The organism is Corynebacterium sp. H113 (genome assembly GCF_037572315.1).
GTDB lineage: Bacteria > Actinomycetota > Actinomycetes > Mycobacteriales > Mycobacteriaceae > Corynebacterium.
Genome location: NZ_JBBHKZ010000005.1, coordinates 140,769 through 156,627 on the forward strand (window position 1 = coordinate 140,769; position 15,859 = coordinate 156,627).

The window sequence follows — 15,859 nt, forward strand, 5'->3', positions numbered from 1 at the left end:
CACTATCCTTGGGATAGCTTTCAGAGTATGAAGGCAACTGGCACCCTTGAGGTCTCTTATAACATCCCATCAGCACTCGAACCTTTGGTTCGTCTCGCAATGAACTTGCGTTGGTCGTGGCACCGACCAACGCGCGAGTTGTTCGAGAACATCGATCAGGAACTGTGGGCATCAACCCGAAACCCAATGGAAGTTCTGCACAAGTGCTCGCAGAGCCGTCTGGCTGAGCTTGCTGCAGATGAGCAGTACTTGGCTAATGTCCGCATTCAGGCAGACAATCTGGACAAGTACCTGCAGGACACAATGTGGTTCCAGTCCACTCACGAAGTTCACCAGGTAGCGGACCGCGCAACCACTGGTGCAACCAACCGCACGTCCACGGATCCAGTTGCTGCGTACTTCTCCATGGAGTTCGGTATTGACCCATCACTGCCGATCTACTCTGGTGGTCTCGGTGTTCTTGCCGGCGACCACATGAAGTCCGCGTCAGATTTGGGTGTTCCGCTGATTGGTATCGGCTTGCTGTACACCTTCGGCTACTTCACCCAGTCGCTGTCGACTGAGGGTTGGCAGGAGGAGTCCTACTTCGAGCACCCTCCAGTCGACCTGCCAGTTCTGAAGGTTACCGATGAGTCCGGCGAACAGATCATCGTGAACGTTGATTTCCCAGACGATCGCACGGTTGCTATCGCTCTGTGGGTTGCTCAGGTTGGTCGCGTTCCGTTGCTCCTGCTGGACACCAACATTCCACAGAACCCAGATGACCTGCGTGGCATCACTGACCGCCTGTACGGTGGCGACAACGAGCACCGTATCCGCCAGGAGCTCGTCCTCGGCGTGGGTGGTGTTCGTGCAGTAAATGCTTTCTGTGACTCCCGTGGCTTGGCTCGTCCACGCGTTGCGCACCTCAACGAAGGCCACGCTGGTTTCCTTGGCTTGGAGCGTATCCGCGAGCGCATGGACGAGGGCAACTCCTACGAAGAATCGCTGGCAATTGTCCGTGCCGGCAACATCTTCACCACGCACACCCCAGTGCCAGCTGGTATCGACCGCTTCGACATGGAACTGGTACGTCGCTATGTCGATGCTGGTGGCAATGGCACCTCGAAGCTGTGCCCAGGTGTTCCTGTGGACCGCGCGTTGGATCTCGGCCGCGAGCAGGATCCGCACCGTTTCAACATGGCGCACATGGGTCTGCGTCTGTCGCAGCGTGCAAACGGCGTCGCAAAGCTCCACGGTGTGGTGTCGCGTGACATGTTCCAGTCTCTGTACCCAGGCTACGAGCCAGCTGAAGTGCCAATCGGCTCTGTCACCAATGGTGTGCACCTGCCAACGTGGGTTAACTCCAAGATGGAAGACATTGTGGCGCGTGTGTCCGAGCATAAGGACATCACGGTTGTGAATGAGTGGAACAAGCCGGATGCAGTGACGAATGAAGAATTCTGGGCTGTTCGTAACGAGATGCGCGCGGATCTGGTTGAGGTTGCTCGTGAAGCAACTCACAAGTCGTGGCTGAACCGTGGTTTGGACGAAGCACAGTTGTCGTGGACCCGCCGCGTGCTGGATCCAAATGTGCTGACCGTTGGTTTCGCTCGCCGTGTTTCCACCTACAAGCGACTGACACTGATGCTCAAGGACCCACAGCGTCTGCGTTCCATTTTGCTGAACGAAGAGCGTCCAGTTCAGTTCGTCATCGCTGGTAAGGCTCACCCACACGACATGGGTGGCAAGCAGCTCATGCAGGAGATCATCCGCTTCGCAGATGAAGCTGGCGTCCGTGATCGTTTCTTGTTCCTGCCGGACTACGACATCGAGTTGGCAAGCTACCTGATTTCCGGCTCCGACATCTGGCTGAACAACCCAGTTCGCCCACAGGAAGCATCGGGTACCTCGGGCATGAAGGCAGTCATGAACGGCTGCATGACCTTGTCTATCTCTGATGGCTGGTGGGACGAAATGCCAAAGGACGAGACGGGCTGGACCATCCCAACCGTCGATTCCCCAGATTTCGGCTACCGTGACCAGCTTGAATCTCAGGCAATGTACGACCTGCTCGAGAACGAGATTGCTCCACTGTTCTACGACCGCGACGAAAGCGGCGTGCCACAGAAGTGGATGGACCGTGTTCGTGAGTCCTTCGCGACGTTGTCGCCAAAGGTTACGTCGACCCGCATGGTTCGTGACTACACGGAGGGCTACTACCGTCCTGCAGATCACGCTATCCGTCTCATCACGGCTGACGGCGACACGGCTCGTCAGTTCGTGAATTGGACTGAGCATGTTCACCAGGCATGGCCGAACTTGTCGCTCACGCACGCTACCTGTGAGGGCACTCCAATCGAGAATGGCCAGCTTGCAGGCCAAGACGCCACCATTTGTGTCGATCTTGAGCTCGGCACCCTTGCTCCTGACGACATCACGGTTCAGGCGATCGTCGGCAAGCTTGACGCGAACGGTGAGATCGAAGACCCTGAGGTCTACGAGATGACCCACGCTGAGGAAGGCCGCTACACCGCGACCGTGAACATCGATGTTCCAGGTGGCTACGGTTACACCGTGCGTGCGGTACCAAATAACCTGCTGCTGGCAAACCCAGCGGAGACGGGTCTGATCACTTACGCAAACGAGAACGCGTAAACCCGTTAGAAAAGCTGAAACTCCCACAGTTCCTTCTGAGCTGCGGGAGTTTTTGCTTTACGACGACGAGCGACTATCCAACGTAGCCAGCACAGCTGCGGCGGCTGCCGTGGTGGCGGCTGCGACGGTAGGTTCGTAGTCAGGGATGAACGTCGACATGTGGTTGGAAGGGATGTCTTCCACTACGCGGTCGGCCTTTACTGCGTTGTCCCATTGTTCTCGGGGGGTGGCTCCGACGGTCCAATAGACGTAAGGGGAGCCGAGACCACGGGGGATGTCGGCGAAATCTTCTGAGGCGGTCCAGGCCGTGGCGTCAATCGAGTCATCGCCGAGGATCGCATCGAACACTGGCCGAATGGTCTGGAAGAGCTCGGTTGAGTTGTCCGTGACTTCTCCGTGGTCCGAGTAGGTGATGACTGGTTCGATGTCACAGCCGGAAGCGATGCATTCGCCTCGAACGATTCGCTCGATTCCGTCGATGAGCGTAGTGCGGACATCGTTGGAGTAGAAGCGCAGATTCAGCACGATCCGGGCTGTGCCGGGGATGGTGTTGTTGGAATTGCCGGACTGGAGCGTTCCTACACTGACGACACCAAACTCATGTGGTGGGACCTCGCGACCGACAAGACCTTGTAGACGCAGCACAATAGATGCAGCAAGATATGTTGCATCAATCGAATTGTGTGGCATCGAGCCATGTGCTGAGCGGCCAGTGAGCTCGATCGTGATGGTGTCGCAGCCGGCCAGTGCAGGTCCTGGCATGGTCATGACGGTGCCTGCAGCGCCCGGGACAACGTGCTGCCCGAAGCATGCATCAGGTTTGGGGATAATGCGCCCCAGTCCGTCATGGATCATGGCTGACGCGCCACTAGCCTTTTCTTCTGATGGCTGGAACAACGCGATATAGGTGCCAGACCAGTGTTCTCTCGTGTTATGGATGATCGCAGCAGCCCCGAGCCCGGCCGTCATATGCATGTCGTGCCCACATGCGTGCATGACTTTTGTGCGGGAGCCATCACGGGCGACGCTGACCTTTGTGGAAGCGAAGTCGACTCCGGTTTGTTCGTCGACAGGAAGTGCATCCATATCGGCACGGAACAGAACGACGGGGCCGTCGCCATTGCGCAGAATTCCCACCAGGCCGTAGCCACCGATGTTTTCGTGAACCTCGAAATCACCCATGGCACGCAGCTTGTCCGCGATAAAAGAGGACGTTTCGCGTTCCTCTTCGGACAGTTCTGGATTGGCGTGCAGATGTGTATAAACATCGCGTTGCCAGCTCAAATCGGCAGTGTGATTCGACAGGATGTCGACGGCAGAGGTGGTCTGCACCAGGGCTCCTTGGGCGGTAGTCAATTCATGGTGTTCTCGACTACTGTAACCCCGGCCACGTTTACCTAGTCACATCCTGGACCAACGTGAGTTGAATACTTGTTAAATACGTGGAGAGTCCTCAACTTAAATACGTGGCGAGTCCTCGACATGTGGGTTGTATCGCAGGGAGTTTGGCCTGCACGAGCATTCCGTCGCAATGCGGATATTGCGTGAGATGTATCCGGCGTCGCGAAGCTCATAGAGGCGTGGGACGACGCGATCGCGCATGTCCCACGGGGAGATGGTGTTCAAGTAGATCTTGGTGCCACCTTCGAAGCCGGCGAGGTTGGAGACGCGCCATTTGATCATGATGCGCCACGGCATCCGTTCTGCGAGGTCGACTGGGCGGTGGTGCCATTCTTCGTTGCAAGGAATGGAGGCACCTGCTGCCGCATGGCAGGCGTGGATGAGGTCGGACATGGCTGCGACTTCTTCGTCGCTTTGTAGCCATGGTTCGCATACTGCGGATTTGGAGTAGATTTCCAACGTCGGGTAGCGGTGCCCGAAACCAGCGAACGCGATGGCGTGGTCGTTTTCCGCCAGGATGAGGTTTTGGCGTGCGGCATAGTCGACGGCCAGTTCGTTGTACATGTTTGGCTCGTTGCGGAGTTTGGTGACTTCTCGTTTCAGGCTTTCCGCATGTTCGTCGATAGCTACCAACTGCTTGTGCAGGTGGTCGAAGCTGGCGCCGGCTGGTTTGAGCCAGTTTTGGAACGCAACGACGTAGCGCACATAGCGGTTGCGTCGGTACAGGTCAGCGATAGACTCCACAGTGAACGCGGTCAGCGCGCGGTGCTCATCGACGGTGAGCGTTCCCGACGATGCCAACTGGTCGTCATGCGTCGCCCCATCGATGAAGTGCCGACGAGCAATGATCACATCGTGGCCGCCCGCAAAGTAGTCGGGTGCGCGTTGTAGAAGTTCGTCGTCAGCCATGGCGTCGACGTCCGCTGCTGGCTTGCCGGACGCCTTGAGCCTGGTACGCACGATATTCAATACATGCTCGCGACCTTGTTCGTCTGCGAGGTACGTCGCCATGCGGTGCTTAGTTTCGGCATCTGGGACGAAGCCGTAGTTCTTGGTCCAGTAGTCGTAGGTGACAATCTCGAAGAGGTTGGGCACGCGACGGAACTCGGCGACCGTGTCGTGTACCTGGCCAGGTAATACGCCTGTGATTGTGCGGAAACCCGTCGGCGACTGCTCATCGCGGACAACACGAGCTTTCTCCGGGGGCGTCAACAGCGGATTGTCCGAACCAAACGCGTCGCGCTTCGTGAAGTCATCCTCGGTGAGCGGTTTCGGCTGCTCGTTCTTAACCCCTAGTGGGCGATTTCCGCGCCCCGGAACCGTCCACACCTGTGTGCCCGAGAACGGATTGAGCTGCTTGACCGTGCCATCAGCCAAAGTGACAATTGGATTTCCATTAGCCTGCATGCTTCCCACATTACGGCGGGTGCTGGCGTGTTGGCAGCGCGAACTCTTACCCCTCCTGTGCCTGCGAATCGCACAGTCGCTGGACCGCCTCCGCACCCGCTGTTTCCAAGTCAGCCAGCGTATTGCTCATTGGCCCAGTCAGTTGCGTCCACGCCGTTGCTTGCTTTACGACGATCGCCTCCCGGTCAACCTCGCCCGCTACGAGGTGAACAGGCACGTTGTGTTCTTTGGCAGCGTCGATGAGGTAGCCGGCGACTTTGCCTGAGTGGCTTTGGTCGTCGATACGCCCCTCGCCAGTGATGAGCAGTGCGCAGCGGGGGAGGAGTTCGAGGAGGCCAGTGGTGCGGGCGACGAGGTCGGCGCCGATGCGCATGGTCATTGTGGAGCCTAGTGCTCGGCAGAGGTGAGCAATGCCGACAGCGGTGGCACCGGCTGCGCCATAGGCGGGGGTGTCGGGATCGACTCTGCAGTGGTCGCACCAGGCAAGCAGTCGGGCAGTGAGTATGTCGACCTGCTCTGGGGAGGCTCCCTTTTGTGGGCCGAAGACTTGTGCGGCTTCGCGTGGGGGAGTCATCACGTCGTGTGCCAGTACCCAGTTGATAGTGCTCAGTCGTTCGTGCAGTCGGTCGGCAGCGTCGGCGGCAAGATCGGTGGGGTTTAGCAGAGCCTCGACGATGCCTGCGCCTCCGTCGGTGGTCGCGGAGCCACCCAGACACAGGACGACGGTGGTGATACCTGGGGCGTTCAGCAAACAGTCGCGGATGACTAGGCCGGTGCCGACTGTAGATGCGTTCAGCGGGTCTTTCGCGTCGGAGACGGTGGGAAGCCCAGAGGCCGCAGCCAGGTCGAGGTAGCAAGTGGTTCCTTGCGGATCAGACCACCACACTGCTGTTGTGGGGCGGCCAATGGCATCGACGGTGGCAACCTCATGAGGAGTGCCGGTTGGTCCTGCGAGCAGCTCGGCTGTTCCTTCGCCGCCGTCGGCCATGGGTGCTTCGACAACGTCCCACGTCCCGTCGGAATCGCGAGGCCTTAACGACCGTGCTCCGTTTGCCAATGCACGAGCAGCCTGCTGTGCCGTGGCAGTGCCTTTAAAGGAATCAGGGCAACAAACAATCAGGTCACGGTTCATGGTGAAGCTTCCTTATAGCTTGTTCTGCGCAATCAACATGGTGGTGATGTAGTTGGCCACCGCTGCAACAGCCAAAATGCCAAGCATGACGAAAAGCTGCATGACAGCGGCGTCGATAAGCGAAGCACCACCAAGAATCATGCCGACGAAAGCGCCGGGGATGGTCACCACACCAACGGTGCGCGTGGAGTCGATCGACGGTGTCAGCGCTGTCACCGCGGCATTGCGGATCACGATGAGACGAGCTTGTGATCTGGCAAATCCGAGAGCAAGTGCGGCATCAACTTCACCGTGTCGCAACGAAAGTTCATCGTGGCAACGTCGCGCCGTTAGCGTGGTCAGCGTCATGCCGTTGCCAATGAAAATGCCGGCGACCGGAATGATGGCAATGCCGTTAGCGGGGACAACGCCGACAAGAACTAGGCACACGACGAGCATGATGGGGAATCCTGCGACGGGCAGCAAACTCCAGGTTGCCGAACGAATCCGGGATAGGCGATCATTCGTTCCTGGCTTAAAGCGGTGAGGTGCTACTCGCCCCGACGATGTCCACGCCGCAATCCATGCCATTACCGAAACGAACAGGGTGACGAGCCACAGGTTATCGACGATCAGTGTCAAAATGCCTGCGATTGCCAGTAATTGGAGCGTCGCACGAATTGCTGCCCATGGCATTGACTTCCACTGTTCTTGCTTCGCTATAGCGGTCACGGCCATCGCGATGATGACAAGGAGAACGAGTACGACGATAAGTGTCGGGCCGATGTTGACGAGCGAAGTTTTCACACTGTTCACGCTACTGGACGCAGGCGTGGAGCTAGGGCTGATTGGAAAGCCCAGACGCTGCGTGCGGTGTCATTATGGCTCATGGCTCCGCTCTCGCCACTACTTGTGCCACCTTCTAGCTCAGCGCATAACCCCGCGCAGTATGGTGAAGCATCTCACCAATACTCTGCGAAATTCCTTGCTCACCCCGGTTAGTTAGGTTAGCCTTACTGTTATGTCTGCTATCTACTTTGATTGCCTGGTCCTTCCATCTGACGTCGACTCGCTCGCGAATGCTTTTGCTGCTCAACTGCAGGAGTTTGAAAACGGGGGACGCATTAGTGGTGTGACGGTGACACATCAACCGGCACCCGTCGAGAAGCAGTTGATCGAGCAGTGGGAAGAGCAGAATCCAGATGAGCCGCTGGGGGAGCGTGCGGTGGAGCGTTATGAGCTCGAGTTCACCAAGGAGTCTGGCTCGCTCAACGCATTGGCAATGGATCTGTCGAAGCTGCTGACGCCGGAGGCGGAGTTGCCAGCGGATCCAGTTCTGCGTGAGTTTGAGGAACTCTTTGAGGAAGTGGCGACCTACCCATGGATGGTTCGCATCCGTCCGTAGCGTTTGACGCGTGTGTGGACGCTCGAAAATTGAGCCTGTACGGATAGTTCGATGACTGGGGCACACCCGATAAGTCGGGGTGAATAATCTCCGGCCTATCCCTATTAAGTTAAATAAGCCGTTCTTACCGAACATGTTTAGATAACTAAAAGTCGCCCGACTTTTTCACCAAGTGAGACGTTGGGGGTAATTATTGAGAAAAATTACCCGCCCCTCTTGTAGCGCCCGCCAGGGAACGTGGAAGAATATCCCATTGTTCCAATCGTCTTCACCGTTCAGGTCGGCGCTTTCGGGACTCGCAGAGTAGCGGAGTTGAAGCTTGCTTCACGATGGCGCGCTGCGAGATCTTCCTCCTTCGTATAAGGAGAAAGAAAACCGTAGGTGGTGTTTCCGGCGGTTGTGTAGAGAGGTGAAAAGTTGAGCATCGACGGTTCTGTTGCGAACTTTTATGAGGAGATTCTCCGCCGCAATGCTGGTGAACCTGAGTTTCACCAGGCAGTTGCTGAGGTTCTCGAATCCCTGAAGATCGTCCTGGAAAAGGATCCTCATTACGGTGAATTGGGCCTGGTTCAGCGTTTGTGCGAGCCTGAGCGTCAGCTGATCTTCCGTGTGCCATGGATCGATGATCAGGGTAATGTTCACGTGAACCGTGGCTTCCGCGTCCAGTTCAACTCGGTTCTGGGACCATACAAGGGTGGCCTTCGTTTCCACCCAAGCGTAAACCTCGGCATTATTAAGTTCCTTGGTTTCGAGCAGATCTTCAAGAACTCCCTGACTGGCCTGCCAATTGGTGGCGGCAAGGGTGGCTCGGACTTCGACCCTAAGGGCAAGACGGACCTGGAGATCATGCGATTCTGCCAGTCATTCATGACTGAGCTGCACCGCCACATGGGCGAGTACCGCGATGTCCCTGCAGGCGACATCGGCGTCGGTGGCCGTGAGATCGGTTACCTCTTCGGTCAGTACCGACGTCTGACCAACCAGCACGAGTCCGGTGTCTTGACCGGTAAGGGCTTGACCTGGGGCGGTTCGCTGGTCCGTACCGAAGCTACGGGCTATGGCGTTGTCTACTTCACTGAAGAGATGATGGCATCGCACAATGAGTCGCTGTCTGGCGCAAAGGTCATCGTTTCCGGTTCCGGCAACGTGGCAATCTACGCTATCCAGAAGGCGCAGCAGCTTGGCGCAACGGTCGTCGGCTTCTCTGACTCCTCCGGCTACGTTTCTACGCCTAAGGGTGTCAATGTAGAACTTCTGAAGAGCATCAAGGAAGTACGTCGCGGTCGTGTCTCTGACTATGTAGCAGAGTCTGAAGGTGCTACCTTCCACGCAGGTGGAAACATCTGGGAGTTGGAGTGCGATGTCGCACTTCCATGTGCAACTCAGAACGAGCTCGACGGCGAATCTGCCCGCATGCTCGTCGCTAATGGCTGCCGTTACGTCGCTGAAGGCGCAAACATGCCATCGACCCCAGAAGCTATTGCAGTGTTCCGTGAGTCGAAGATCATGTACGCACCAGGCAAGGCTGCTAACGCTGGTGGCGTTGCAACGTCCGCTCTGGAAATGCAGCAGAATGCTACCCGTGACTCTTGGTCCTTCGACTACACCGATGAGCGTCTCAAGGGCATTATGAAGAACATCTTCCGTACGTGTGAAAACACCGCGGCTGAGTACGACCATGAGCACGACTACGTTATCGGCTCTAACATCGCTGGCTTCAAGAAGGTTGCCGACGCAATGCTCGCACAGGGTGTTATCTAGTTTCACCTAGTAGATACCTAACGTGTGGCACGTAGGCCCACACCGATACACTTCCCGACGTGGACGTATCGGTGTGGGCTTTTGTCATTGTCGTGCTTGTCGTATTCGTTGGCTCGGGTATGCAACGAGTGTCAGGTATGGGACTAGGCCTTATCGGCGCACCTGTGTTGAGCCTCTTAGTCGGCCCCGTCGCAGGTGTACTAATCATCAACGTCCTCGCAGCCGTCAACGCAATCATGCAGGCGGTATCGGTGCGGGAGAACATCGATTGGCGAAAATTCTGGCTGATCGGCCCGTTTATGGTGCTCGGCGCGATCCCAGGAGCGTGGGTGGTGCACAACACGCCGACCGGACCACTTCAAGTTGCGGTGGGCGGACTCGTGCTGATCGGTTTGCTTGTGACGACGTACATGCCCGACCACATGCGTGTCGACGGTCCCCAGTACGCCTCAACCGCCGGTGTGGCGGGAGGCTTCATGAATACACTTGCCGGAATCGCGGGACCGTCGATCACTGTGTACGCGCAGCTCAGCAGATGGCCGCAGCAGACCTTTGCGCCGACGCTGCAACCATTGTTCTTCGTCTCAGGCGCGCTTTCACTGCTGACTAAAGAGTTGAGCGCAGATCACAGCATCTTCACCATGACTCCATGGCTGTTGTGGCCGCTGTGTTTCGTCGGGATGCTAACTGGCCTATGGGTAGGCACCCGCGTCTCGGCGAAAGTACCAACGAAAAAGGCCCGTCGCTTAGCGTTGATCATCGCTGCAACGGGCGCTTTCATCATCCTCGTGCGCGGACTGCTATTTCAATAGGGAAGACAGGAACTCGCGGGTGCGCTCTTCTCGTGGCTCACCCAGTACCTGCTCCGGTGCGCCGGCTTCCACCACAACACCATCAGCCATGAAAACAACCTGATCGGCTACTTCGCGCGCGAAACCCATCTCATGCGTGACGACGATCATCGTCATGCCACGATTCGCCAGTTCACGCATCACGTTCAGGACCTCGCCCACGAGTTCAGGGTCGAGGGCGGATGTCGGCTCGTCGAAAAGCATGAGCTTTGGTTCCATCGCGAGTGCGCGGGCAATAGCGACGCGCTGCTGCTGACCGCCGGACAACTGAGCAGGGTAGGCATCAGCCTTGTGGGATAGTCCCACGATGTTGAGCAGTTCCTCAGCCTTGGCACGCGCTTGGTCTGGACTAACACCCTTGACCTGGATTGGTGCCTCGATGATATTGCCCATCACTGTGCGGTGCGGGAACAGGTTGAAGTTCTGGAACACCATCCCGATATCGCGACGCTGGCGGGCAGCATCTGCTTCAGAAATCTCGTGCAGGACGCCCTTCTTTTCGCGGTAGCCGATGAGCTCACCGTCCACATACAGGCGACCCGCGTTGACCTTTTCCAGATGGTTGACGCAGCGTAGGAAGGTAGACTTACCGCTTCCCGACGGGCCGATAAGGCACGTCACCGTGCCACGAGGAACCTCGAGATCGATGCCTTTGAGGACTTCGAGACGACCGAAATTCTTTCGTACTCGTTGAGCTTCGACCATCAAATCCGGTCGTGCATCAGTGGTAGTCATTACTGAGGATCCTCCTGGTTGAAGCGACGTTCTTCGTGATCGACCACGCGGGTGTTAGCCAGCGGGATGCCTTCTGCATCGGCAAGGGCTGCCAACTGGCGAGCCGTGAGCTGGCGCGTCGCGCCACGTGCAAAGTAACGCTCCAGGTAGTGCTGACCAACCATCAATACCGAGGTGATGACCAAGTACCAGGTCGCAGCAACTAGCAGCATCGGTACTGGCAAGAAGATGGCATTCGCAATATCGGTCGAGCGACCGTACAGCTCCAAGGTGAATGGCACTGCGATGACCAGCGACGTGGTCTTCAGCAGGGAGATGAACTCATTGCCTGTTGGCGGGATGATGATGCGCATGGCTTGTGGCAGAACAGTACGAGTAATCGTCTGACGCCAGCTCATACCCAGAGCCTTCGACGCTTCGGTCTGTCCTTCCGGAACTGCCTGAATACCAGCACGGACAATTTCCGCCATGTACGCGGCCTCGTTCAAACCCAGTCCTAAGAATGCGAGGACGAAGGTGTTTGACAGGATCGTCGTCAAGTCCAGCTCAGTGAAACCGAGATTGATGGAGCTGTAAATAGTGGACAACAGGCCCCAGAAGACGAGCTGAACGTAGACTGGGGTGCCACGGAAGATCCAAAGGTAGAGCCATGCGACGGTGGAGAGCACTGGGTTGTCGGACATGCGGAGAATCGCAATGAGTGCACCACCGACGATGCCAATGAGCATCGCAATGATAGTCAGCGCCAATGTCCACCCAGCAGCTTCTGCGATGCGCGTGTCAAACAGGTACTGGCGGTACGTATCCCAGTGGTATGCCTCGTTCTGCGAGGCACTGATGATAAACCAGGCAGCGAGGGCAAGCAGGATGATGGCTGCAATCCACCGGCCAGGTCGTGGCAGGGGGCGGGCCTTAATTTCAGCGTTGAGCTCTTCGTTAGACGCAGTATGGCGTCCGACAGGCGTTGCCGACGTGCTCATTAATAGTCCTCTCCGTTAATGGTGGCCTGTTCGACAGCGCCATCTTCAAGTCCCCACATGGCAAAAATGCGCTGGTACTCGCCGGTATCAATCAGGTGTTGGAGAGCTTCGGCCAAGACTGGGCCGAGCTCGGAGTCCTTTGGTACTGGCCAACCGAACGGCGCAGAGTCGTAGATGTCTCCTGCCATTTCGAGCTTTCCATCGGAACGAGCGACAGCCCATGCACTGACGGGGGAGTCGGCGGCCAGCGCTTCGGCACGGCCGAGCACGACCGCAGTAGCTGCAGTACCGGCATCCTGATACGCGAGTTTGTCGATCGCAGGAAGTCCCTTATCCAAGCACTCCTGGTTTTTGAGCGGAAGGTCATCCATATCCGCGACAGTGTTGCGCTGTACTGCGACAGTCTTGCCGCATGCGGTATCTGGCGTGATGTCAGATTCAGGGGACCGTGCCCACTGCAAACCAGTGTCCAGGTAGTCAACGAAGTCGTAGGTCTTACGACGTTCTTCATTTGACGTGAATCCCGATGCTCCAAAGTCAACAGCATTGCCCGACACTGACGGCAGAATCAGTGCAAAGTCCTGCTCTTGAACAACAAGATCCAAGCCGAGAACGGCTGCTGTTGCCTTAGCGAGGTCAATGTCGAAACCAATGATGTTGCCTTGCGAGTCTTTGAACTCGGCTGGCGCGAACGTCGGATTTGTACCGATGCGAATGGTCCCGCGCTTACGGATGTCCTCGGGAACTTTTGCAGCCAATTCCGGGACGGCAGCTGGCTTAACTTCAGCCCAGCCTTCAGGATGACCACCTTCGTTATTGGTAACGCAGCCAGTCAACCCCAAAGTCAGCGCCGTCGACAGCGCAAGTGTCGCTGTCACCGCCAGTGTGGTGAGGGGTTTTCTCATGGTGAAAATCTTACTCACCAAAGAGTTAGCGTTGAGGGTTACCCCAGTTTAAACGCTCAGGTCAGCTCCAGATGTGCTGTCGTTGCGAGCAGCGTCTTCCACGGCCTTTGCGACGGCCACCGGTACTCGTGGGTCCAACGGAGATGGGATGATGCGCTGCGGTGACAACTCGTCGGCGCCTACCTCCGCGATAGCGCGAGTTGCTGCCAACTTCATTGACTTCGTAATGCGCTTTGCGCCAGCGTTCAGGGCACCACGGAAAATGCCGGGGAACGCGAGCACGTTGTTGATCTGGTTCGGGTAGTCCGAACGACCCGTCGCAACGATCGCACCGTACTTGGTAGCAATGTCGTAAGGAATCTCGGGGTTCGGATTAGCCAACGAGAACAGGATGGGATCGTCACCCATGAGTGAAACCTGGTTCTCCGAGAGATGACCAGCGGAAACCCCGATGAAGGTATTTGCACCTTTGAGGGCTTCGTCGATAGGTCCCTGCAGCCCGCGTGGGTTCGTCAACTGAGCGAGATACGATTTCACATCATTGAGCGGTTCGCGATCTGAATGAATTATGCCTCGGGAATCAACGACGGTGATGTCCTTGACACCAGCGGCGAGCAACATGCGAGTTGCCGCAACGCCAGCAGAACCGGCACCAGAGATAACAATGCGCAGGTCCTCCATCCGGCGATTGGTCAACTTGCATGCATTGCGTAGGCCTGCGGTGATGACGATTGCGGTGCCGTGTTGATCATCGTGAAAGACAGGGATGTCGAGTGCTTCGTCAAGACGACGCTCGATTTCGAAGCATCGCGGGGCGGAAATGTCCTCCAGGTTGATGCCCCCGAACGACGGAGCCAACCGAGCAATCGTGTCGACGAGCTCATCAGGATCCTTCGTGTCCAGCACGATTGGCACTGCATTCAAGCCGGCGAAACGGCTGAAAAGCTGTGCTTTGCCTTCCATCACGGGCAGTGCTGCCTTTGGCCCGATGTCTCCGAGGCCGAGAACTGCCGTGCCGTCGCTGATAATTGCGACGTTGTTGCCCGTCCAGGTGTACTTTCGCGCCATTGATGGGTCGTCGTGAATTGCCTCGCAAACTCGAGCGACACCAGGGGTGTACGCGATAGACATGTCACGAATGCTGTCGAGAGGAAGCGTTGACGTGGTGACAAGCTTGCCACCCTCGTGCGCTGCGAAAATCTCTTCGTCAGTGACGTGTGCTTGCGAAAAATTGTTTGGCAACTGTGCCTCTTCGTTTCCCATACTTACGTGACCCACTTCGGTACCTATGACCTATGTACTTGCGCGTGCAGACTGGCTTTTTGGTACGCACGATGACCGGTGAGTTACTGGTGCAGAGATCGCATCAAGGGTGTGTGACGCGATGATCCTATGGAAGCCTGCAGTCGACTACTGCTGAGTTTTATAGGTGAAAAGTGTAATCCACTGACACCCAAAAACGTTAGTTGACCTGTGTGGTTAGGTGTGGGCTGAGTCACTGTTCTGGCATGGGGAACTCCCTGAGGGGTGGGAAGTCCTCAGTGAAGTAGAGAAGAAACCTACGGTGACGTAGCTAAATGATGGAGCTAAATCTCGCTACTCGATCACGTAATCATCGGTTGGAGGATCAAAAGGAGGATCCTCAGGGTAATCCGGATCGGTCGGATAGTCGGGTTCAGTCGGGTAATCGGGCTCAGTTGGGTAGTCCGGCTCAGTTGGGTAGTCAGGATCGGTCGGATAGTCGGGATCAGTTGGATAATCTGGTTCGTCCGATGTCGTGGACTCATTCGTCGTTGACGTTTCAGTCGTGGATGAGGTCTCGGTCGACGATTCTGACGTTACGGTCGTGGTTTCCGTCGTCGATGATTCGGTAGTAGTTTCCGTGACTACATCTTCAGTGACAGTTTTCGATGCGGACTTCGACTTCGGCTTCGGAGGAGTCTTGGACGACGATGAAGGCTTTTCTGCTACTGGAACCTCCTTCGCGTCCTTCTCAGGCAAGGCGAATGCCAGTGCGCCACCTGCAGCGAGTGCAGCCAATGACAAGGCGCCTACAGCTGTCCAGTGCTTATCGATCAGCTCTGCTGGTGCATTTGGATTCTTGGCCGCCTGGATTGCTCGGAATTCGTTGTACAGCCACCATGCACCCGGCCCGATCAGAGCGACGCTCAGCAAAACTGCGGGAATAACCCCCAGTAATCCTGACCTCAACACTGGAAGGGGCAATACCGCGATACCGGCGATGATTGCAAGGCAGGATAACGCGACTTTCCACCAGGTGGTCGAATGTGAAGCATCCTCAAACTGGAAGTTGTCCGTGTTAAATGCGTGTTGCTGAATGGCATCGTCGTTAAGCGGAAGTGCATCGTCGAAGTCGTTGCTCTCCGTAGCATTGAACGACGTGCTTCCAAAAGCGCCGTAGCCATGAGCGGCAAAGTCACTGTCTGTCGCAAAGTCGCTGTCGCTGGCATTCGACCAGGCTTGCTCATCAGTGGGGTGATTGTCCGATGCATCCCACTCTGAACGATCGGAATTGTCATGCGACATGGACTCGCCTCCGAGTGAATTAGCGTTACAACCCTGCGTGAGTTGAGTCTATCCAGTGAGAACTATGTTTGCTGGATGCGTGATGAAGGTGTGTGGTGCCGTGTCGTATGGGTTCGGCG

The 15,859-nt window shown here is 56.8% G+C and carries 13 protein-coding genes; 4 read left to right on the plus strand and 9 right to left on the minus strand.

Features of this window, described 5'->3' with window-relative positions:
* Positions 1 to 27 precede the first annotated feature (27 nt).
* On the plus strand, positions 28 to 2,637 hold the full coding sequence (gene glgP / locus WG938_RS10480) for an alpha-glucan family phosphorylase (protein ID WP_339980215.1): 2,610 nt from the start codon (positions 28 to 30) through the stop codon (positions 2,635 to 2,637).
* A gap of 57 nt (positions 2,638 to 2,694) precedes the next feature.
* On the opposite strand, the gene WG938_RS10485 is transcribed toward glgP, so the two are convergent.
* The 4 genes from WG938_RS10485 to WG938_RS10500 form a co-directional block, all read right to left on the minus strand.
* On the minus strand, positions 2,695 to 3,969 hold the full coding sequence (locus tag WG938_RS10485) for an amidohydrolase (RefSeq protein ID WP_339980216.1): 1,275 nt from the start codon (positions 3,967 to 3,969) through the stop codon (positions 2,695 to 2,697).
* Positions 3,970 to 4,095: 126 nt separating this feature from the next.
* The gene (locus WG938_RS10490; RefSeq protein WP_339980217.1) at positions 4,096 to 5,445 is read right to left on the minus strand and encodes a DUF4921 family protein; all 1,350 of its coding nucleotides are present in this window, start codon (positions 5,443 to 5,445) and stop codon (positions 4,096 to 4,098) included.
* Positions 5,446 to 5,491: 46 nt separating this feature from the next.
* Positions 5,492 to 6,577, minus strand: a complete 1,086-nt coding sequence (locus WG938_RS10495; protein WP_339980218.1) for a glycerate kinase — start codon at positions 6,575 to 6,577, stop codon at positions 5,492 to 5,494.
* 12 nt (positions 6,578 to 6,589) lie between these two features.
* A complete protein-coding gene (locus tag WG938_RS10500; protein WP_339980219.1) occupies positions 6,590 to 7,363 on the minus strand; it encodes an ABC transporter permease in 774 nt (257 codons plus the stop codon).
* A 214-nt stretch (positions 7,364 to 7,577) separates the two neighbouring features.
* Between WG938_RS10500 and WG938_RS10505 the strand changes: the two genes are divergently transcribed.
* From WG938_RS10505 to WG938_RS10515, 3 genes are all read left to right on the plus strand, one after another.
* The gene (locus WG938_RS10505) at positions 7,578 to 7,961 is read left to right on the plus strand and encodes a hypothetical protein (RefSeq protein WP_339980220.1); all 384 of its coding nucleotides are present in this window, start codon (positions 7,578 to 7,580) and stop codon (positions 7,959 to 7,961) included.
* Positions 7,962 to 8,378: 417 nt separating this feature from the next.
* Positions 8,379 to 9,722 (plus strand): NADP-specific glutamate dehydrogenase, encoded by a 1,344-nt coding sequence (gdhA, locus tag WG938_RS10510; protein ID WP_339980222.1) that lies wholly within the window; start codon positions 8,379 to 8,381, stop codon positions 9,720 to 9,722.
* A gap of 119 nt (positions 9,723 to 9,841) precedes the next feature.
* Complete coding sequence (locus WG938_RS10515; RefSeq protein WP_445292921.1) at positions 9,842 to 10,534, plus strand: sulfite exporter TauE/SafE family protein; 693 nt, start codon at positions 9,842 to 9,844, stop codon at positions 10,532 to 10,534.
* On the opposite strand, the gene WG938_RS10520 is transcribed toward WG938_RS10515, so the two are convergent.
* The 5 genes from WG938_RS10520 to WG938_RS10540 all read right to left on the minus strand — a co-directional run bounded on the left by WG938_RS10520 (position 10,523) and on the right by WG938_RS10540 (position 15,740).
* Positions 10,523 to 11,308, minus strand: a complete 786-nt coding sequence (locus tag WG938_RS10520) for an amino acid ABC transporter ATP-binding protein (RefSeq protein WP_339980225.1) — start codon at positions 11,306 to 11,308, stop codon at positions 10,523 to 10,525. The genes WG938_RS10515 and WG938_RS10520 overlap by 12 nt on opposite strands.
* The gene (locus tag WG938_RS10525; protein WP_339980226.1) at positions 11,308 to 12,288 is read right to left on the minus strand and encodes an amino acid ABC transporter permease; all 981 of its coding nucleotides are present in this window, start codon (positions 12,286 to 12,288) and stop codon (positions 11,308 to 11,310) included. Before WG938_RS10525 ends, WG938_RS10520 begins: the two co-directional genes overlap by 1 nt.
* Positions 12,288 to 13,193, minus strand: a complete 906-nt coding sequence (locus WG938_RS10530; protein WP_339980228.1) for an ABC transporter substrate-binding protein — start codon at positions 13,191 to 13,193, stop codon at positions 12,288 to 12,290. Before WG938_RS10530 ends, WG938_RS10525 begins: the two co-directional genes overlap by 1 nt.
* Positions 13,194 to 13,241: 48 nt before the next feature.
* Positions 13,242 to 14,456 carry an NAD(P)-dependent malic enzyme gene (locus WG938_RS10535; RefSeq protein ID WP_339980229.1) on the minus strand — a complete coding sequence of 405 codons (1,215 nt, stop codon included), beginning with the start codon at positions 14,454 to 14,456 and terminating at the stop codon, positions 13,242 to 13,244.
* 333 nt (positions 14,457 to 14,789) lie between these two features.
* The gene (locus tag WG938_RS10540; RefSeq protein ID WP_339980230.1) at positions 14,790 to 15,740 is read right to left on the minus strand and encodes a hypothetical protein; all 951 of its coding nucleotides are present in this window, start codon (positions 15,738 to 15,740) and stop codon (positions 14,790 to 14,792) included.
* Between the last annotated feature and the right edge of the window lie 119 nt (positions 15,741 to 15,859).

Excerpts from the sequence above, each read along its gene's own strand:
- glgP (WP_339980215.1), top strand. The coding sequence starts at position 28 with ATGAAGGCAACTGGCACCCTTGAGGTCTCTTATAACATCCCATCAGCA.
- WG938_RS10490 (WP_339980217.1), bottom strand. The coding sequence starts at position 5,445 with ATGCAGGCTAATGGAAATCCAATTGTCACTTTGGCTGATGGCACGGTC.
- WG938_RS10495 (WP_339980218.1), bottom strand. The coding sequence starts at position 6,577 with ATGAACCGTGACCTGATTGTTTGTTGCCCTGATTCCTTTAAAGGCACT.
- WG938_RS10505 (WP_339980220.1), top strand. The coding sequence starts at position 7,578 with ATGTCTGCTATCTACTTTGATTGCCTGGTCCTTCCATCTGACGTCGAC.
- WG938_RS10515 (WP_445292921.1), top strand. The coding sequence starts at position 9,842 with ATGCAACGAGTGTCAGGTATGGGACTAGGCCTTATCGGCGCACCTGTG.
- WG938_RS10520 (WP_339980225.1), bottom strand. The coding sequence starts at position 11,308 with ATGACTACCACTGATGCACGACCGGATTTGATGGTCGAAGCTCAACGA.
- WG938_RS10525 (WP_339980226.1), bottom strand. The coding sequence starts at position 12,288 with ATGAGCACGTCGGCAACGCCTGTCGGACGCCATACTGCGTCTAACGAA.
- WG938_RS10530 (WP_339980228.1), bottom strand. The coding sequence starts at position 13,193 with ATGAGAAAACCCCTCACCACACTGGCGGTGACAGCGACACTTGCGCTG.
- WG938_RS10535 (WP_339980229.1), bottom strand. The coding sequence starts at position 14,456 with ATGGGAAACGAAGAGGCACAGTTGCCAAACAATTTTTCGCAAGCACAC.
- WG938_RS10540 (WP_339980230.1), bottom strand. The coding sequence starts at position 15,740 with ATGTCGCATGACAATTCCGATCGTTCAGAGTGGGATGCATCGGACAAT.